Source organism: Ruegeria sp. ABM4_193 (genome assembly GCF_056158705.1).
Genome location: NZ_JBSWTT010000003.1, coordinates 412837 through 429956 on the forward strand (window position 1 = coordinate 412837; position 17120 = coordinate 429956).

Genomic DNA, 17120 nt, shown 5'->3' on the forward strand with positions numbered 1-17120 from the left:
TCAGGCTTGGCCCATCCACCAACGGCGCGGCTCTACGTTTTCTGGCAGGGTGTCAGCCGGAATTTCACGCGCGATGTCGTAGATTTCCTGATACGTATCGATGCCGCCCGCCCATTTGTTCAGGCGTTCACGCCACTGCGCCCAAGGTTCAGGGTTATAGTTCGGTGCGCACATCTCTTCGGCCAGTTTGATCTGATCGTCCGGCAGGAAGGCCGGGCGGACACCGTTTTCGGCAAAGATCGTGTTGGGAAGCTGCGGCTCCGAGAAGCCAACAGTGTTCAACAACGCGGCCTCATTCGCACCTTGGATCAACGCCTGAGTGAAGTAGGAAGACTCCATCACTGCGTCCTGCAACTCGCCCCCGAGGCCGTCGAAGACCTTGGCCGACATCGACGTATGCTCGGTGCCACAGAAGAACTTCAGGTTCACCGACTGCGAAACCACCGGTGCCATATTGGCGTAAGCCACGGCGGAGGCCCAAGTTTCAGCCCCGTCAATCAGACCGGTTTTCAGCGCATCCAGCGTCTCTTCCCAGGCCACCGGAACCGGGTTCAGGTTCAGCAACTGCATTGCGATCCGGCCCAACTGCGTGCCGGTCACGCGGTTCTTGGTGCCGAACAACTCTTCCAGCTTGGTCACCGTAGGCTTATCGGCAAAGGTTGAGCCCATTTGCAGGCCACGCAGTTCGCAATGGGTAAAGAGGAACTTCAGCCCATGCCGTTTCTCCAGGGGTTCGCGGAGAATGCGTTGGCTCGCAGGGCTGTAGAAGAAATGGTACTGCGCCGCACGGCTTGGGAACATATAGGCGTAGTCCAGCACGTTCAGGTAAGGCGCGCCACCAGCCGAGTTTTGGGTCGAAGCAGCGTATATATCGACAATTCCCTGCTGGGTTTTCTCAACACAGCTGAGCTGTCCACAGATCTGATTGTCGCCGATAAACTCGATCCGAATCTCACCATCTGTTCGTTCTTCCAGATCGCGCGCAAACTCGATAGCTCCGGCGCGTTCGATCAGAAGGTTGCGAGTATTAAAGCCTGAAGCGCCAAACTTCAGCGTGTGTTTGGGCTCTTTCGAAAACCGTTTTTCGTACGTGGATTCAGCTGCTTGCGCCAGGTTTGCCAAGCTCATCGCCCCACCGAACCCGCCTGCTGCCAGCAGAGTCGAACTCATGCCGTAACGACCTGCCACGCGGAAGAAATCCCGCCGCGAAATCCCACTCAGTTTCTTACCGATCTCCATTGCTTACCTCCCTGATCGCAATTATTGAGACTTTTTGTATCAAAAAATGCTAGTATAATTCGATCAACTTGCATAGAGTTTTTTTCAGCGACATTGGGAGGAGGCAGTCATGGAGGTGGATTATGCGGTTGTTGGCGCGGGGTCGTCGGGCTGTGTTATCGCCAATCGGCTAAGCGCTGATCCCAACTCGACTGTTGCACTGCTAGAAGCAGGTGGCCGCGATACCAACCCGTGGATTCACATCCCCGTTGGCTACTTCAAGACTATGCACAACCCCTCGGTCGACTGGTGTTACCGCACCGAGCCTGACCCGGGTCTGAACGGTCGATCCATCGATTGGCCGCGCGGCAAGGTGCTGGGTGGGTCGTCCTCTCTGAACGGGTTGCTCTACGTGCGCGGGCAGAAAGAGGACTATGACCGCTGGCGGCAGATGGGAAACGAGGGCTGGGGCTGGGACGATGTGCTACCGCTGTTCAAACGCTGCGAAGATCAGGAACGCGGCGAGGATGAGTTTCACGGTGTGGGCGGGCCGCTTTCGGTGTCCAACATGCGCATTCAGCGACCGATCTGCGACGCCTGGGTCGCGGCGGCGCAAGCGGCAGGTTATCCGTTCAACCCAGATTACAATGGGGCCGAGCAAGAAGGCGTCGGCTATTTCCAACTGACAACCCGCAATGGCCGCCGGTGTAGTGCTGCCGTTGCCTATCTGAAACCCATTCGGGGTCGACAAAACCTGAACATCATCACGAACGCTCTGGTCACGCGCGTGGTTCTGGAAGGCAAAAAGGCAACCGGTCTGGTTTACCGGGATCGTTCCGGCGTTGAGAAGACCTTGACAGTCCGACGTGAAATCATCCTGTCCGGCGGAGCGATTAACTCGCCACAGATCCTGATGCTTTCAGGGATCGGAGACCCAGACCACCTAAAGGAAAATGGCATCGAGCCGCTACACGCCCTGACAGGTGTCGGAAAAGGGCTACAGGACCATTTGCAGGCCCGGCTCGTGTTCAAATGCAATGAGCCGACGCTGAATGATGAAGTCCGCAGCCTTTTTAATCAGGCGCGCATCGCCCTGAAATACGCACTGTTCCGTGCAGGTCCTATGACCATGGCCGCCAGCCTTGCCACCGGTTTCATGAAAACACGTCAGGATGTAGAAACTCCCGATATCCAGTTTCACGTCCAGCCTTGGTCCGCTGACAGCCCCGGCGAGGGCGTTCATCCGTTTTCTGCCTTCACCATGTCGGTCTGCCAACTGCGCCCGGAAAGCCGGGGAGAGCTTTGTCTGAACGGTCCGGATCCGACTAAACATCTCAAAATAAAACCGAACTATCTGTCCACTGAAACGGATTGCCGAACCATTGTTGACGGGGTGAACATCGCGCGCAGAATAGCCAAACAGAATCCTTTAGCCTCGAAAATATCAGAGGAGTTTCGGCCAACAGCTCAGCTGAGTTCCGACGACTACGAAGGCACGCTGGACTGGGTAAGGTCAAACACCGCATCAATCTATCATCCTACCGGCACTTGCGCGATGGGAAGCACCGAAGCATCAGTCGTAGATGCAAAACTAAAAGTACACGGCATAGCCAACTTACGTGTGGCCGACTGCTCGATCATGCCGGAAATCGTCAGTGGTAACACCAATGCGCCGGCCATCATGATCGGCGAAAAGGCCAGTGATTTGATAAGAGCGGATGCCTGAATCAACAACAAGGGTTGGGGTGTTTGATCCCTCGGCGGGATCGTGTTCTTTTCTCTTTGGGAAAGAAGGAAGACCGACGTTCAGTCTCAAATTATTGTCTTCAGCCGCCTCTGCTTTGGCTGGGATTAAACTTGTCAACGTGATCCGAAATGGTCAATTCGCACCCAGAGATCCGCCGTTTGTGCAGTTCTCTAAATTGGCAGTGTAGTTGATCCGTACAGTGACATCTTTCAGTTGCGTGATCCGGTCCAGCGTCGGACTTGAGTTGAACGACGACGACGCGGGCTTTCCTGCCTTTGGCTTTCATTTCCTCAACGTCCGCTTGCCAACTGGTAATTATCGTACTAATTCCCGGCTACGCCCCGCAAGGACGCCGGGCGATGGAGATTTTATGTCTACGATTGCGGCCCGCCGCTAAGGTCCAACTCATTGGACCGACTTGAACCAAAAGACGTCCGCGCGAGATGCCGGATGCCTTTTCGGCTGACATAAAACCACGAGACAATCCATTGAATATCTCAAAACACGAACAGCGTGTTTTGCACGTTCTGGCGCAAGGTGGAGCCATCCACTTTGAGCGCATGACGAACGGCAAAGTACGCGTAGTTTCCTGCTTTACACGCGACGGCCATGTTTTGGCTGATTGCTCGCTGAAGCTGTTTAACCGTCTGAAGAAACGGCGGTTCATTAAATCTGAAAACGGACAGCCCTATCGCGCCACAAGGCTCGGCATTCGTTCCGTGAACCCCCAGTACGACAATCGATAAGGACACACAGAAAATGACAAACCCAATCATCAAACCAACTTCAACCGATGATATTGCGGGGCTTCAGGCCGTGCTGGATGGGACAGAGCTTTTCCCGAGCGAGATGCTTGCGGAAATGCTGGCCCCTTACTTGAGAGGAGAAACAGAGGCCTTCTGGCTGACTTGCCACATCAACGGAGAAGCTGTGGGCCTGTGCTACACGGTTCCAGAAGATCTGGCCGATGGCACATGGAACATGCTCGCTCTTGCGGTGCGCCCAGATTTGCAAGGTAAACGGCTTGGGGCGGCGTTAGTACGCGCCGCCGAGCAGCACCTAAAAGACAAGGGTCAACGCATCTTGATCGTAGACACGTCTGGCACTGACGACTTCGCATTAACGCGCAAGTTCTACACTCAAAATGGCTATGAAGAAGAAGCACGTATCCGAGATTTCTGGGCTGAAGGCGATGACAAGGTGATATTCCGAAAAGCCCTCTAGAAAGCACAGCCCTCCGCCATCCTTGTGGCAGGGGGCACTTTACAACCGACATTCGCTACGATGCTACACGTTGGTTGGTCTGGACTCACTGCCGATCTCGGAGACAGCGCAACATCCTGCGATATCCCAGCTCGTCAACATCGGGGCTGCACATTTCAACACGCCAATTTGCGTGGATCGTGCGTGACTAAGTCACATCTATAGGTTTGGAGGCAAGCGCATATGGCACACATTCAATGCGGTGGGCTAAGGTTAACCTAGTTTACAACAAGACCAGAAACCTTCGGGCTGTTCAGTTCTTTCTTGGCCAAACCAAGATGGACAGCCCTGTCCGATACCCGAGTGCGAAATTCGAGGATGCACTTGCCATAACAGAGGCCATCGAAATCTGATTTCTTCAAGCCGCATTCGCTGGCGGCCCGAACCGGACATTGAACATGTGTTGTGTATTCTGCCGCACAGCTGATTGATGCAGGCTCTAGCTGCACCAGCAAACCGCACTCCAAAATCATCCCATGTTGTTCAAACCTGTCCTGGAAGCCATAGAACGATGGCAGGGAAGGCAACGAGCAGCGCGATGGTTGCGGCATCCGCCAGAAAGAAAGGCGTTACACCTTTGAAAACATCCTGAACGCTTAGGTCATCACGCACACCAGCCACTACAAAGCAATTCAGCCCAATGGGTGGGGTGATCAGGCAAAACTCGGCCATTTTGACCACCAGAATACCAAACCAAATAGCACACATAGGCCCGGACATACCAAAGGTGCTATCAGCTGCGCTTACGGCTTCTCCACCATTCAACGCCATGACGGCGGGGTAAACTACCGGCAACGTCAGCAGCAGCATGCCTATCGCATCCATGAACATGCCCAGTACAGCGTAAGCCAGAAGAATACAGATCAGGATGAGCATCGGAGACATCTCAAGCGAGGTGATCCAGTCGGAGAATGCACTTGGCAGTTCGGCAAAACCAAGAAAACGAACGTAAACCAAAACGCCCCAGATGATCGTGAAAATCATGACGCTCAGCTTGGCGGTTTCCAACAGCGCGTCTTTGAGTTCGGACCAGCGCATGCCCTGATACAGCGCCATCAGGAACACCACGAAGGCTCCGATTGCGCCGCCTTCGGTTGGTGTACCCCAGGCATCGCCGCCGAACGGGTTGTAGACAAAGAAAATGATGGTGACGACGACAATCACGATGGGCAATGCAGGCGGCAACGAGAGGAGGCGTTCCTTCCATGTAAATCCGGTGACTGCGGGACCAAATCCTTTGATCACGACGGCCATGCCGATGATCAGCAATCCATAAATCACCGCCGAGAACATGCCGGGAATAAATCCAGCCAAAAGCAGTTTGCCCACATCCTGCTCAACGATAATCGCGTAGATGACCAGAATGGCCGAAGGCGGGATTAGAGAGGCGAGCGTACCGCCTGCAGCAACGACACCTGCAGCAAAACGCTTGTCATAGCCGATCTTCAGCATCTCGGGGATGGCAATACGGGCGAACACAGCAGAAGTGGCGACCGAGGCCCCGGATACCGCCGCGAACCCAGCGGTTGCGAAAACGGTCGAAACCGCCAGCCCGCCAGGGACCCATGCCAGCCAACGTTTTGCGGCTTCGAACAATGCTTTGGTCAGGCCCGCGTAATAGGCGAGGTAGCCAATCAGGATGAAGGTCGGGATCAGACTCAACGCCTGGCTTGAAATCTTGGAGTGCGGCACCTGCCCCGCTGTTTTGACGGCCACAGTAACAGCCTTGCCGAACCGCGCCGGGTCGTACCCAAACTTGGCCCAGAAGATCCAGATCAGACCAACCATGCCAGCGGACGCGGCGGCAAAAGCCACGCGCATCCCCAACACCACAAGAACAAGCATACCGCCCGAGACGATCAGACCAATATCAATGGGTTCCATCAGATTTAACCTCAGTTGTCGTGGCCCGAGACGTGCTCGGCTTCCATCGCAGCTTGAGTGGCTGCATCGGCTATGAGCGGGACGGCAATAGGGGCCTGATCGGGGTGCCTGATCGCGCGACCATAGGCCCAGAGCTGCAGAGCAAGCCTCAGGCAAAGCACGCTGAAGGCGACGGGGGCCAACAGCTTTGCAGGCCATAGCGGGATACCTATGTCGATTGAGCTGTCGCGGCTCCAGAGTGGAGCACCAAAGTCAAAGCTGCGTGCGAAATGCGCCCAGCTCCCCCAAATCAACAGGACGATCAGCGCCAGAATGACAGCGGTCGTGATGAACTCGACGACATAGAGCATTCGGCCTTTAAGCGCTCCGACAACCATGTCCATTCGGATGTGGCCGCCATCACGCTGCGCATAGGAAATCCCCATGAAGGCGATTAACGGCATGGCCTGCTCGATCCAGTCTACGTAACCGGGAAGTGGCGCATTGGCGAAATTCCGACCACCAACGGAGACTACGGCCATGACCATCAGCGAAAAAACCGCAAGACCGCTGATCAGAGCCAGAAAGCTTTCCAGTTTGTAGAGGCGTTGATCGAGAATGCTCAGACGGCTGTCATCAGACAGCACCAGGGATGACCCGGCCATCGTTGTACTCCGCTGTCAGGGGAAAAGGCACCCGACGCCAGCTTGGCCGACGCCGGGGTGTGAGTGGATTAGCTGCCGTTTGCGATCTTCCCAGTCACAAGGTCGTAAAGCTCTTGTGCTGGTAGGCCACGCTCGGTGTTTTCTGCAATCCAGGCCTCGGCGGCGGGGGCGGCAGCGGCGTCTTTGAACGCTGCGATTTCTTCATCGCTGAAAGTGACCCGTTCTATGCCGCGTTGATCCAGCTCAGGGCCCCACGCTTCCATCGTTTTTGTCTGGTAGTGGCTCACGTAGTGATCCAGTGCCTCTTCCACCGATCCCAGCAGCGCTTCGCGGTGTTCGTCAGATAGGTCTTCCAGCGCCAGCGTGTTCACCACGACTGGGCAGTTGACGGTGCCGGGGTTGAGGTTCGTCGTCCACCACGTGCCATTCTCAATGGTGCCGAACGACATATGCGCGTGTGGTGCAAAGCTGACCGCTTTGACGATACCGCTGTTCATTGCCTGACGCACTTCGGATGCGGACATCGAGGTCGGAACGGCCCCAACCGTCTCCATCGCCTTGCCGATACCACCTGTCGCCCGTACGCTCAGACCTTCAAAATCGGTCAGAGATTTCGGCGCTTCGCCAACACCAACGAGGTTGTACTGCGGCAGTGGCGAAGGCATCAGCAGAGTCGCGTCCCAACGGGCCAGATCCTCGACAACGGCCGGATGTTGATAAACGGCCATCGACAGGTCGACTTCCTGTTCAAGGGATGTCACGCCCAGAAACGGCAGTTCCAGAACAGTGATCGAGGGATTCTTGTCGCGGTGATAGCCCGCGCAGAACTGGGCCATTTCAAAAGCGCCAATCGAAATCCCATCAAGGTTTTCTTTGTTTTTCGACAAGCCACCATAGCTGATGTTGAGTGTGAACTCACCGCCCGTCTTTTCGTTTACCAGTTCGGCAAGTTTCTCGACGTGTTCAGTAAAGGCACGACGCTTGCCCCACAGGGAAACGTTCCATTCGACAGCCAGTGCTTCGGATGCAACGGTCAGCGACAGGGCAGCAATGGCTGCCCGGTTCAGATGTTTGCGCATAGTGGCTCCTCCCAGATCACGCAATTCGTTTGGGTGGAGTATTCAGGAGGCGCAGCAGCCTGACTATGAAGGAAAGTGCGGGCAGAATTCAGGATACCCTGCGGGATTCCGCAGGGTGGTTTCACTTACAACAAAGATTCTTTGTCGAGACCGAGTTTGACGATCTTTTCGTTAAGTGTCCGACGCCCAATCCCAAGCGCTTCGGCGGCGGCATCCATGCGGCCTTTGTGCGCCTTGATGGCTTTGCCGATGAGCTCGCGTTCAAACGCAGCCACTGCTTCGCGCAATGTATCCGGGACATCGTCAATATGCTGGTCGCTTTGGATCGCCTTCGCCACCGACCCTGCTCCGCGTCGCGCCGTCAAAATACGCCGCTCGCAGACATGGCGCAGCTCACGCACATTTCCAGGCCAGTCATGTGCAAGCAAGGCAGCCAAGTCGTCCTGATCGAGTTCTGGCGCGTCTATCTCATAAACCTGCGCGTATTCGTTCAAGAAATGCGTTGCCAACAGAACCAGATCATCCCGTCGTTGTCGTAGCGGAGGTAAGGACAGAACGACAGTATTCAATCGAAACAACAGGTCCTGACGCAGGCGGCCTTCCTCAGCTGCCAGCACAACATCTTCGTTGGTTGCCGACACGACTCTGAAGCTGACCGGCACCGGCGACACTGCGCCCACCGGCAGCACCTGCTGTTCTTCGATTACCCTTAGTAGCTTGGCCTGCACCGCCGGTGGGCACGAGCAGATTTCATCCAGAAACAAGGTCCCACCTGATGCCGCCACAAGCCTTCCGTCGGATTCACCCGCGACGCCGAACATCTCCGCTTCAAACGTATCAGCCGACAATGCGGCGCAATTCAACGCCAGAAAGGGTGCCTCGGGCGAGCGGCCCAAATCATGTAAAGCATGAGCTACCAGCTCTTTCCCGGTGCCCGTATCCCCCTTCAACAAAACCGCAACCGATGTATCTGCAAGATCAAGCACGTCTTGTCGCAAGTCTGTAATGGTGTCTGTTTGGCCCAGTAGGATGCGGTCAAGACCCGACAGTTTGAACAGCCGGTCTTTGAGGCGGGCATTACTTCTTCGCATCCGGTTCTGTTCAGCCGCGTGCCTTAGCACCGTAAGCAATCGTCGTGGTTCATAAGGCTTTTCGATGAACCCATACGCCCCGTCCTGTATGGCCTGAACAGCCATCGGGATGTCGCCATGCGCCGAAATCAATACCACCGGAGGCGCCACGTCCCTGTCCAGATTGGCCAGCAATTCGAGACCCGACATGCCGGGCATACGCACATCGGACAAAACGACATCGGGCGAGGCATTGGCCAAATGTTCCGTCACCTGTGTCGCACGTGGCAAGGCGCTGACTGCCCAGTCGGCGGCTTCGAGCAACTCGACAAGGGACTGTCGCATTGCTTTGTCATCGTCAACGACCAGAACTTTGAAGGGTTGCTGCTGGGTCATGCGTCCGTTTCTTCATTAATTGAGGCTATTGGGAAACTGACACGGAAAATTGTTCCGCCGCCATCACGATTTCGGGCCGTCATTGTACCATCGTGATCTTTGACAATGCTGGTGGAAATGGCCAGTCCCAAGCCCATGCCTCTCCCGCTCTCTCTTGTGGTTACAAATGGCTCTTGCAACTCAGCCAGCGTTGCCTCACCCAACCCATGACCGTTGTCCTGAATTTCCAACACGACCTCATCATCAAGCGCCTTGACGGCGATATGGATTTCAGGCGCGTCCGCGTCATCCATGGCGTCTATGGCATTGCGTAAGAGGTTCGTGATGACCTGTTCGATCCTTAGGGCACTGCCCCGGATAAAGACCGGATCGGTCGGCGCATCAATTGAGACTTTCACCTTGCCCTGCTCGATGTTTGGCGCAACCAGAGCCAATGCAGCGTTAACCGACGTGCAGAAGTCTACGTCGTCGAACGCCTCGCTCTCTGAGCGCGCGAAGAACCGCAATTGGCGCGTGATCGCCTCCATCCTGTCCACGAGGCTTCCGATTTTTTGCGGCAGCTTGCTCTCCCCGGAAGATGAGATCTCTTCTGCCACCAGGTGATTGCGCATCGCAGCGATGGGTTGGCCCAGCTCATGTGTGACCGACGCGGATAGTTGACCCAGAGCCGCCAGTCGGCTTGCGCGCTCCAACTCGCTTTGGGTGCGTTTGAGACTCCGCTCGGCTGTCTTGCGGTCGTCGATTTCAACGGCAAGCCTTTCATTTGCCTCGCGCAACTTCACTTCTTCCTCTTCGGACCGCACCAAAGCCGCGCTTACGCGTCTTGCGCGTTGTATCTGGATGAAGATAAATGCGAGCCCCGCCAAAAGGACAAAAACTGCAGTTACAAGCCAACTGCGCGCGACGGCCTGGTCGTCACTTGCGAAATAGTGCAGCGACCAGCCATGCGGCAGGTCCGTAGCCGCAAGGTGCAGACGCTTGGCCCCCGCAATTCTGGCCTGATACCCCGGCAACTCGGCCCAATCCATTGGATCTAAGTCTTGCCCCGGAAACTGCCTTGCGTTTCGGATCCGGTCTTTCTGCTGGTCCGACAGTGGCGTCAACACACGGTATTGCCAATCCGAGTTTGAAGACAGCAAAACAACACCGTCCTCATTGGCCAATAGCACCTGTTCGCCCGAGTTTTTCCAACTGTCCTGAAGGTCCGAGAAATCTATCTTGATCGCTATGACGCCGGTTGAAACCCCTCGGTCGTTACGCACTGCGTTCGCAATGAAGTAACCCGGCAAACCCGTTGTGGCCCCGATGGCGTAGAAGCGGCCCTGTTCACCAGAAATGGCAGTTTGGAAATACGGTCGGAAAGCGTAGTTCTGTCCAACAAAGCTCCCAACGTCGCGGAAGTTCGAAGCGGCAATGGTGATGCCGTCTTCGTTCATCAGATAGATAGCATCCAGCCCCGCCTGCGCCGCAAAATCTTCGAGCCTTCGGTTCAAAGTACCAGTGCCGTCCCCTTCGGCTGTTCCAATCACAAAGGAATCCTGTGACAGCACATATGTGAGGTGGGAAAATCGTTCGAGTTCGCTGTTTACCGAGCTTTGATAGAGAGAGAGCCGGCCCTGAGCCTTAGAAAGCTCCTCTGAAACGAAGTACTGGTAAGAAACCAAATAAAGGCCAATGCTGGCGGCAATGGCTACCAATATTCCTACAATATACGAAGTTGATCGCATTGAATGCCCATGAACTGTGACCGCATAGGATCACAGTAGGTTTTAGCCGTCCATCCGGTTCTGTCGCAATTCTCATTGAAGGATGAGGAATTGACGCCAGCCGTGTTCGCTCCACTTTCGTCGAAGACAATTTTCCGTAACAAACCGTTCGCCTCAAACGCACGCGTGAAGAACTGGGTCGCAGCCGCTTTTTTCCCGCACTTGGATGGGATGAAACGCGAAGCGCCAACTACAAGACCGGCGTATCGGTTCACCCCTCGGATCAGCTTTGCGTGATCGGTAGTGTCGCAAACTTTTGGGACGACCAAAGCCAGCGATATGCTGGACGCAGTTATCCTGCGATCTCAGCAAACATCCGAAAGCCGGAAGTCGTATCACTAGAGAATTGCCGCTTCCGGATCATGTTGGCGACCTCGATGCCGTCCAAAGTGGCGGAAGCGGATTCGAACGACTTAAACCCACACATGTGCCGAACACGCCGCTTTATGAACCGATGATCTTGTTCGATCATGTTATTCAAAAATTTGGACCTGATCGTCTGTACTTTGGCTGGGCAGCCGAACCGCTTCAGGATCCTGTTCACTTCTCGAATGCCAGCTGCATTTGCTCCACTTTTGTCGATGACGATTTTGTTTGGGATCCCGTTTGACGACAGTGCTTTGGCAAAGAACCTGGTTGCTGCTGGACGATTTCGTCGCTCAGACAGCATGAAATCTAGGGTGTTTCCCGCTTTGTCGACTGCTCGATAAAGATACATCCACTTGCCGCGCACACGGAGATAGGTTTCGTCCATGCGCCAGGAACTCAGCGTTGGTCGCTTCTTCGATTGCGCGCTCGCGGCGATCATCGACGAATACTTAACGACCCACCTGTTGAGAGTGGCGTGGTCCACCTGCACGCCGCGTTCGGCCATGATCTCTTCCAAATCACGATACGACACTGTGTACCGCAAATAGAAATACACAGCGTAAAGAACTGCATCCTTGGGAAAGTGGCAGCCTTTCAGAGAGATCATACTTAAAACCTGTTCGAAAACTATTCGACGGGAACAGACTGCGAAACCTGAGTGCTCGTCAATCTCAGTTCAAAGTTTGCGACACAACCTCTTGATGCGATTGTACAACGAGACGTTCGCGATGTAGCCCAGATCGAACAGCTCGCAATCATGCCAAAACTACTGGCAGTTCTGGCAGAGCATTCTGGTCAACTGGTCAATTACTCAGGGATCGGTGCTGCCATAGGTCTGAATCACGTAACCACTCAGAAATACGTGCGGGTGTTTGAAAACCTTTTTCTCGTGCACAGTTTGCAGCCGTGGTTCACCAATCGCCTGAAGCGGCTGACCAAGTCCCCCAAGTTGCACTTCCTGGATGCAGGCCTTTTGGCGGCCATGCGCAGCATTACGCCGGACACCGTCAAAAAGGACAAGACACCCTTCGGGTCGATCCTCGAAACATTTGTGTTCAGCGAGTTGCGCAAGATTGCCACCTGGAGCGAGCAAAGATGCACGTTCTCGCATTTCCGCGACAAAGACAGAAACGAGGTGGATATCGTTCTTGAAAACAGGCGTGGCGAGATCGTTGGGATTGAGGTGAAGTCATCTGCAACAGTTACCTCCAGCGACTTTTCCGGGATGCATAGATTGGCACAGGCTTGCGGTGACAAATTCATCCAGGGGTTCGTCCTCTACGACCACGATCAGGTTGTACCCTTCGCGGACAACATGTTCGCAGCTCCAATTTCCAGCCTTTGGGCAACGAGTTGATGGACGCGCAAAGCCAAGGAAAGGCAGGGGCCTAGACCATCAATTTCTCTGATTTCGACAGGAAAAATTCAGCACAAAGGGTGGAAAGCAGGCATTCGCTGCGCTTTGTGCCAATGACCGCTGTGCGGACATTGCTGCCCTTGACAGGAAGAGCCTAAATGTCGGCTAACCGCGGTCTCTCTAGGCTGGGCGTATTCCATTCAATGGCGGACATCTGCTTTTCTGACCTTTCTCGATTTTGCAGATGACAAAGCTCCGTCGCTGCTGGTATCTGAATAAAGGCGTGCGCATCACAAATTGGAGAACCGTCAATGAACTGCGCAGGTTGGCTCATTGGCTGAGAATGGGCACTGGCACCCCAAGACTTATCCGGTCACGCAATTGCTCATTCGGAGTTGAGAATGTCAGGTTTCGCACAGACAACCCCATCGGTTCTTGGAAACGCGAACGCACCTTGGGTGTTGGACGGTAGAGCGGTCGCCGAAAACCTCGGCGTGAACCCTGAGACGGGATTGAATCCGGACGAGGTGGCCAAGCGGCTTTCAACACACGGTCCAAACCGCTTGGAAGAGACTGCAACAGTTCCGCCATGGAAGATGCTCCTGCGGCAATTCGCAAGCCCGCTGCTGATCATCCTGATAGCAGGTGCTCTTGTGTCGGCCTATACGGGGCATTGGGTTGATGCGATTGCGATATTCGCGATCGCCGTCTTTAACGCCTTCATCTCCTTCTGGCAGGAATATAAGGCCGAGCAGTCCTTGGCAGCCCTGCGGGAGATGTCTGCACCGCAGGCCTTCGTGCGCCGCGGCGGCGAGATCGTCGAGGTACCGGCGGCGGATCTCGTGCCGGGCGATATTCTGCGAGTAAAAGCCGGTGACATTCTGGCCGCCGACATTCGCTTTGTCACCGCCAGCCGGATGCAGGTCGACGAGGCCGCGTTGACGGGAGAATCCGAACCGGTCGACAAACATGCCGATCCGATCGAGGACGAAGACGTCGTTTTGGCCGATCGTCTGAATATGGGCTTCATGAGCACGCAGGTCACTGGCGGCGCTGGTGAAGGCATTGTCGTGGGCACCGGAATGGAGACCGAGGTCGGTCACATCGCTGCCCTCATGTCCTCTGCGAAAGAGCCAAAGACCCCGCTGCAACTCAAGATCGAGGGCCTTTCCAAGGTGCTGATCATGGCGGCCCTGATCGTGGTCGCCATAGTGATCGGCATTGGCGTGGTCAATGGAATGGATGCGGCTGAGATGCTGAACACGGCAATCTCGCTGTCGGTCGCGGCGATCCCGGAGGGCCTGCCGACAGTAGTCACCATCGTTCTGACGCTGGGATCACAAAACATGGTTGCCAGCAACGCCTTGGCGCGACGGCTTTCCTCTGTAGAAACGCTCGGCGCGACCTCGGTGATCTGTTCAGACAAGACCGGCACGCTCACGCAGAACCAAATGCAGGTGATGCAATGCTGGGCCGGTGGCAAGGACTGGGAAGTGACCGGCGAGGGGTTCGATCCGCATGGCGAGTTCCGTTCCGAAGACGGCAGCGTGGCCGAGATCGAGGCCGAAACGGATCTTCGGCAGATGCTGGCCGTCTCCGCCTATTGCAACGATGCGCGTATGGTCGAGGCTGACGGGCGCCCGGCGATCCAGGGCAACCCGACTGAGGGCGCTCTGGTCGTGGCCGCGGCCAAGGTCGGGATATCCCGCGAGAAGTTGACAGAAGCGCGGGTCGAGGCGCTTCAGCAATTCCCCTTCGATTCAACGCGCAAGATGATGTCTGTCTTCGCTCGATTGCCGGATGGGCGCACTGTACTCGGCGCCAAGGGGGCGCCTGATGTGATCCTGTCAAGGGCGAGCCATGTCCGCATGGCCGGGGAAACGCTTGAGATCTCCCCGGCTTTGCGGGAAGAGATCGAGGCGGTGATCGACAGTTTCGGCGAGAAGGCGCTCCGGACCCTCGCCGTGGCTTATCGGGAGGTGGCAGAAGAGGATCTGGACCATGCCGATCCCGAGCAGCGGATCGTACTGCTTGGCATTCACGGCATCATGGACCCGCCGCGCAGCGAAGTACCCATCGCCGTTTCGGAGGCAACCGGGGCCGGCATCCGAACGGTGATGATCACCGGCGACCACGCCGTGACCGCCCAAGCGATTGCGGAACAGATCGGCATTCGCACCAGCGACGCGCAGACGGTTCATACCGGGGTCGAGCTCGACCAGATGAGCGATCAGGATTTGAAAGAGATGGTGCAGCACGCGGCCGTCTTTGCCCGGGTGACCCCGGAGCACAAGCTGCGCATCGTCAATGCCATGCAGGAGAATGGCGAGGTGGCGGCAATGACCGGGGATGGCGTCAACGACGCGCCCGCTCTGCGAGCGGCGGATATTGGTGTCGCCATGGGCATCACCGGCACGCAGGTCGCCAAGGACAGCGCTGCCCTCGTGCTGCTCGATGACAATTTCTCCACCATCGTGACGGCAGTCCGCGAAGGCAGGCGCATCTTCGACAATCTGTTGAAATTCATTCGGCAGGCGCTCACCGCCAACGTGGCCGAGGTCTCAACGATCCTGTTCGCCTTCCTACTGATGGGAGCAGACCCGCTCCTGCCGATCACACCGCTGATGATCCTCTGGGTGAATCTTGTATCGGATGGGCTACCGGCTCTGACACTCGGCTTCGAGAAAGCGGAACCCGACCTGATGCAGCGCCCACCGCGCCCGCGCGACGATAATCTGTTCGGCGGCGGAATGAAGGAGCGGATCCTGATCCGGGGAACGCTGCTCGGCCTGCTGACCTTTTATGTCTTCCAGGAGTTTCTCGAACGAGGCGCCTCCTTGGAACACGCCCAGACAGCAGCGTTCATGACACTGATCTTTGCCCAGATCTGGCATATTTTCGACGCCCGATCGACCTCCACGCTCTACCGCAAGTCGCCGCTCGGCAACCGCACCTTGCTTGGAGCGGTGAGCATTTCCATATTGCTGTCTCTTCTCGCCATTTACACCGGCGCTGGACATTTCGTGCTTGGAACAGTTTCCCTGCCTCTGTCGCATTTGCTCGGAGTGTTCTTCATCGCCGCACTGCCCACGCTTCTGTTGTCTGCGCTGAAGGAAATGTTCGGACTGAAATGGCTCTGACGCTACCTTTGCTTAGAACGGCACTGAAGGTGCTAGAATGGACATCCTGAAGCACCCATTCGTTGTCAACTTCTTGGCAGAGGGTCTGCATTGTGCCTGGCCAGCATTCCGCCCACAAGGATGTCAGAGGAAGTTAAATTTTATGGCCTGATAACCCATACGCACGATCTAGTGACGCGCGGCGCGCAGTGTCGACCCCGGTGTCCCATAGAAGGCATTACAATCAACAAAGCCTATTCTTCGGGCCTAGTGAAACTGTGTTTCCCCCGCCTCTAGCGATACCGTCGTACCTTTTTCACCGCGAACGGCTGCAGGAACGTCAGCAAGCGCGCAAATAATGGCCCGACCGCCCGAGGATCGCACAAAGTCTTGTGCGGACTGCACCTTGGGACCCATTGATCCAGCGGGGAAGTCGTACTCATCCAACGCGTCGGGGGTGATCGACCGAATACCTTTTTGGTCAGGCGTTCCCCAGTTCAGGAACACGGCTTCTGCATCTGTAGCGATGACAAAGAAATCTGCGCCAAGGTTCTGCGCCAGTAGGCACGAGGCGAAATCCTTGTCGATGACGGCTTCGACCCCGACCAGTTTCCGTTCTGCGCCTGCCTGGTACATCGTCGGGATGCCGCCTCCGCCAGCAGCGATCACGGTCGCGCCCTTATCCAGGATCCAACGGATCGGTTCGACCTGAAAGATACGTTTCGGGCGGGGCGAGGGCACCACGCGCCGCCAGTACTCGCCATCCGGTTTCACCGTCCAGCCCTTGTCAGCCGCCTCTTTCTTGGCGTCCGCTTCGGAATAAACCTGCCCGATGAACTTGGTCGGATTGTCAAAGGCCGGGTCGCTCGGATCGACCTCGATCATGGTCAAGAGGGTGGCGATGTGATGCTCAAAAGGCAGGATGTTCCCAAGCTCCTGCTCGATCATGTAGCCAATCATCCCCATCGTCTCGCCCACCAGCACGTCCAGCGGGTATTCCTCGACATCCGTATACATGATCTCTTGCAGGGCCAGCATCCCGACCTGCGGACCATTGCCATGAGTGATGACGGTTTCGTGCGCTTCGCAGAGCGGGGCGAGGGCTTCGGCGGCAATCTTTGCGTTCTTGCGCTGATTGTCCGCCGTCATCGCCTCCCCCCGTTTGAGAAGCGCGTTGCCGCCAAGTGCTACAACAACGCGTCCCATGG

The 17120-nt window shown here is 56.0% G+C and carries 13 protein-coding genes; 5 read left to right on the forward strand and 8 right to left on the reverse strand.

Going from position 1 to position 17120, the window contains the following annotated elements; all coding sequences use genetic code 11:
• A complete protein-coding gene (locus tag ACXADZ_RS20175; protein ID WP_171183723.1) occupies positions 1–1239 on the reverse strand; it encodes a TRAP transporter substrate-binding protein in 1239 nt (412 codons plus the stop codon).
• 109 nt (positions 1240–1348) lie between these two features.
• Here ACXADZ_RS20175 and ACXADZ_RS20180 point away from each other — a divergent pair, with 109 nt between their 5' ends.
• From ACXADZ_RS20180 to ACXADZ_RS20190, 3 genes are all read left to right on the forward strand, one after another.
• Positions 1349–2944 (forward strand): GMC family oxidoreductase, encoded by a 1596-nt coding sequence (locus ACXADZ_RS20180; protein ID WP_475199319.1) that lies wholly within the window; start codon positions 1349–1351, stop codon positions 2942–2944.
• A gap of 464 nt (positions 2945–3408) precedes the next feature.
• Positions 3409–3711 carry a YjhX family toxin gene (locus ACXADZ_RS20185; protein WP_475199321.1) on the forward strand — a complete coding sequence of 101 codons (303 nt, stop codon included), beginning with the start codon at positions 3409–3411 and terminating at the stop codon, positions 3709–3711.
• Positions 3712–3724: 13 nt separating this feature from the next.
• Positions 3725–4189, forward strand: coding sequence for a GNAT family N-acetyltransferase (locus tag ACXADZ_RS20190; protein WP_475199323.1), 465 nt, complete (start codon positions 3725–3727; stop codon positions 4187–4189).
• Positions 4190–4711: 522 nt separating this feature from the next.
• On the opposite strand, the gene ACXADZ_RS20195 is transcribed toward ACXADZ_RS20190, so the two are convergent.
• The 6 genes from ACXADZ_RS20195 to ACXADZ_RS20220 all read right to left on the reverse strand — a co-directional run bounded on the left by ACXADZ_RS20195 (position 4712) and on the right by ACXADZ_RS20220 (position 12043).
• Positions 4712–6112 (reverse strand): TRAP transporter large permease, encoded by a 1401-nt coding sequence (locus tag ACXADZ_RS20195; protein ID WP_475199325.1) that lies wholly within the window; start codon positions 6110–6112, stop codon positions 4712–4714.
• 11 nt (positions 6113–6123) lie between these two features.
• On the reverse strand, positions 6124–6756 hold the full coding sequence (locus ACXADZ_RS20200; protein WP_475199327.1) for a TRAP transporter small permease subunit: 633 nt from the start codon (positions 6754–6756) through the stop codon (positions 6124–6126).
• Positions 6757–6824: 68 nt separating this feature from the next.
• Positions 6825–7835, reverse strand: coding sequence for a TRAP transporter substrate-binding protein DctP (gene dctP / locus ACXADZ_RS20205; RefSeq protein ID WP_475199329.1), 1011 nt, complete (start codon positions 7833–7835; stop codon positions 6825–6827).
• Positions 7836–7960: 125 nt separating this feature from the next.
• Positions 7961–9301: a sigma-54-dependent transcriptional regulator gene (locus ACXADZ_RS20210; RefSeq protein WP_475199330.1), complete on the reverse strand. Its 1341-nt coding sequence runs from the start codon at positions 9299–9301 to the stop codon at positions 7961–7963.
• Entirely contained in the window at positions 9298–11028 is a 1731-nt protein-coding gene (locus ACXADZ_RS20215; RefSeq protein ID WP_475199331.1) for a sensor histidine kinase, read from the reverse strand. The genes ACXADZ_RS20210 and ACXADZ_RS20215 overlap by 4 nt, the downstream gene beginning before the upstream one ends.
• A gap of 331 nt (positions 11029–11359) precedes the next feature.
• Positions 11360–12043 (reverse strand): IS6 family transposase, encoded by a 684-nt coding sequence (locus tag ACXADZ_RS20220; RefSeq protein ID WP_475199213.1) that lies wholly within the window; start codon positions 12041–12043, stop codon positions 11360–11362.
• Positions 12044–12094: 51 nt separating this feature from the next.
• On the opposite strand from ACXADZ_RS20220, the gene ACXADZ_RS20225 reads away from it, so the two are divergent.
• Both ACXADZ_RS20225 and ACXADZ_RS20230 read left to right on the forward strand, forming a co-directional pair.
• Positions 12095–12793, forward strand: coding sequence for an ATP-binding protein (locus ACXADZ_RS20225; protein ID WP_475199333.1), 699 nt, complete (start codon positions 12095–12097; stop codon positions 12791–12793).
• 401 nt (positions 12794–13194) lie between these two features.
• Positions 13195–15933, forward strand: a complete 2739-nt coding sequence (locus ACXADZ_RS20230) for a cation-translocating P-type ATPase (RefSeq protein ID WP_475199334.1) — start codon at positions 13195–13197, stop codon at positions 15931–15933.
• A gap of 246 nt (positions 15934–16179) precedes the next feature.
• Here ACXADZ_RS20230 and arcC read toward each other — a convergent pair whose 3' ends face one another.
• Positions 16180–17118, reverse strand: a complete 939-nt coding sequence (arcC, locus tag ACXADZ_RS20235; RefSeq protein ID WP_475199336.1) for a carbamate kinase — start codon at positions 17116–17118, stop codon at positions 16180–16182.
• Positions 17119–17120: the final 2 nt, after the last annotated feature.

Bases quoted from the DNA above. Each gene is read 5' to 3' on its own strand.
- ACXADZ_RS20185 (WP_475199321.1), top strand. From the start codon at position 3,409: ATGCCGGATGCCTTTTCGGCTGACATAAAACCACGAGACAATCCATTG.
- ACXADZ_RS20200 (WP_475199327.1), bottom strand. From the start codon at position 6,756: ATGGCCGGGTCATCCCTGGTGCTGTCTGATGACAGCCGTCTGAGCATT.
- ACXADZ_RS20180 (WP_475199319.1), top strand. From the start codon at position 1,349: ATGGAGGTGGATTATGCGGTTGTTGGCGCGGGGTCGTCGGGCTGTGTT.
- ACXADZ_RS20190 (WP_475199323.1), top strand. From the start codon at position 3,725: ATGACAAACCCAATCATCAAACCAACTTCAACCGATGATATTGCGGGG.
- ACXADZ_RS20175 (WP_171183723.1), bottom strand. From the start codon at position 1,239: ATGGAGATCGGTAAGAAACTGAGTGGGATTTCGCGGCGGGATTTCTTC.
- dctP (WP_475199329.1), bottom strand. From the start codon at position 7,835: ATGCGCAAACATCTGAACCGGGCAGCCATTGCTGCCCTGTCGCTGACC.
- ACXADZ_RS20215 (WP_475199331.1), bottom strand. From the start codon at position 11,028: ATGCGATCAACTTCGTATATTGTAGGAATATTGGTAGCCATTGCCGCC.
- ACXADZ_RS20220 (WP_475199213.1), bottom strand. From the start codon at position 12,043: ATGATCTCTCTGAAAGGCTGCCACTTTCCCAAGGATGCAGTTCTTTAC.
- ACXADZ_RS20210 (WP_475199330.1), bottom strand. From the start codon at position 9,301: ATGACCCAGCAGCAACCCTTCAAAGTTCTGGTCGTTGACGATGACAAA.
- arcC (WP_475199336.1), bottom strand. From the start codon at position 17,118: ATGGGACGCGTTGTTGTAGCACTTGGCGGCAACGCGCTTCTCAAACGG.
- ACXADZ_RS20230 (WP_475199334.1), top strand. From the start codon at position 13,195: ATGTCAGGTTTCGCACAGACAACCCCATCGGTTCTTGGAAACGCGAAC.
- ACXADZ_RS20195 (WP_475199325.1), bottom strand. From the start codon at position 6,112: ATGGAACCCATTGATATTGGTCTGATCGTCTCGGGCGGTATGCTTGTT.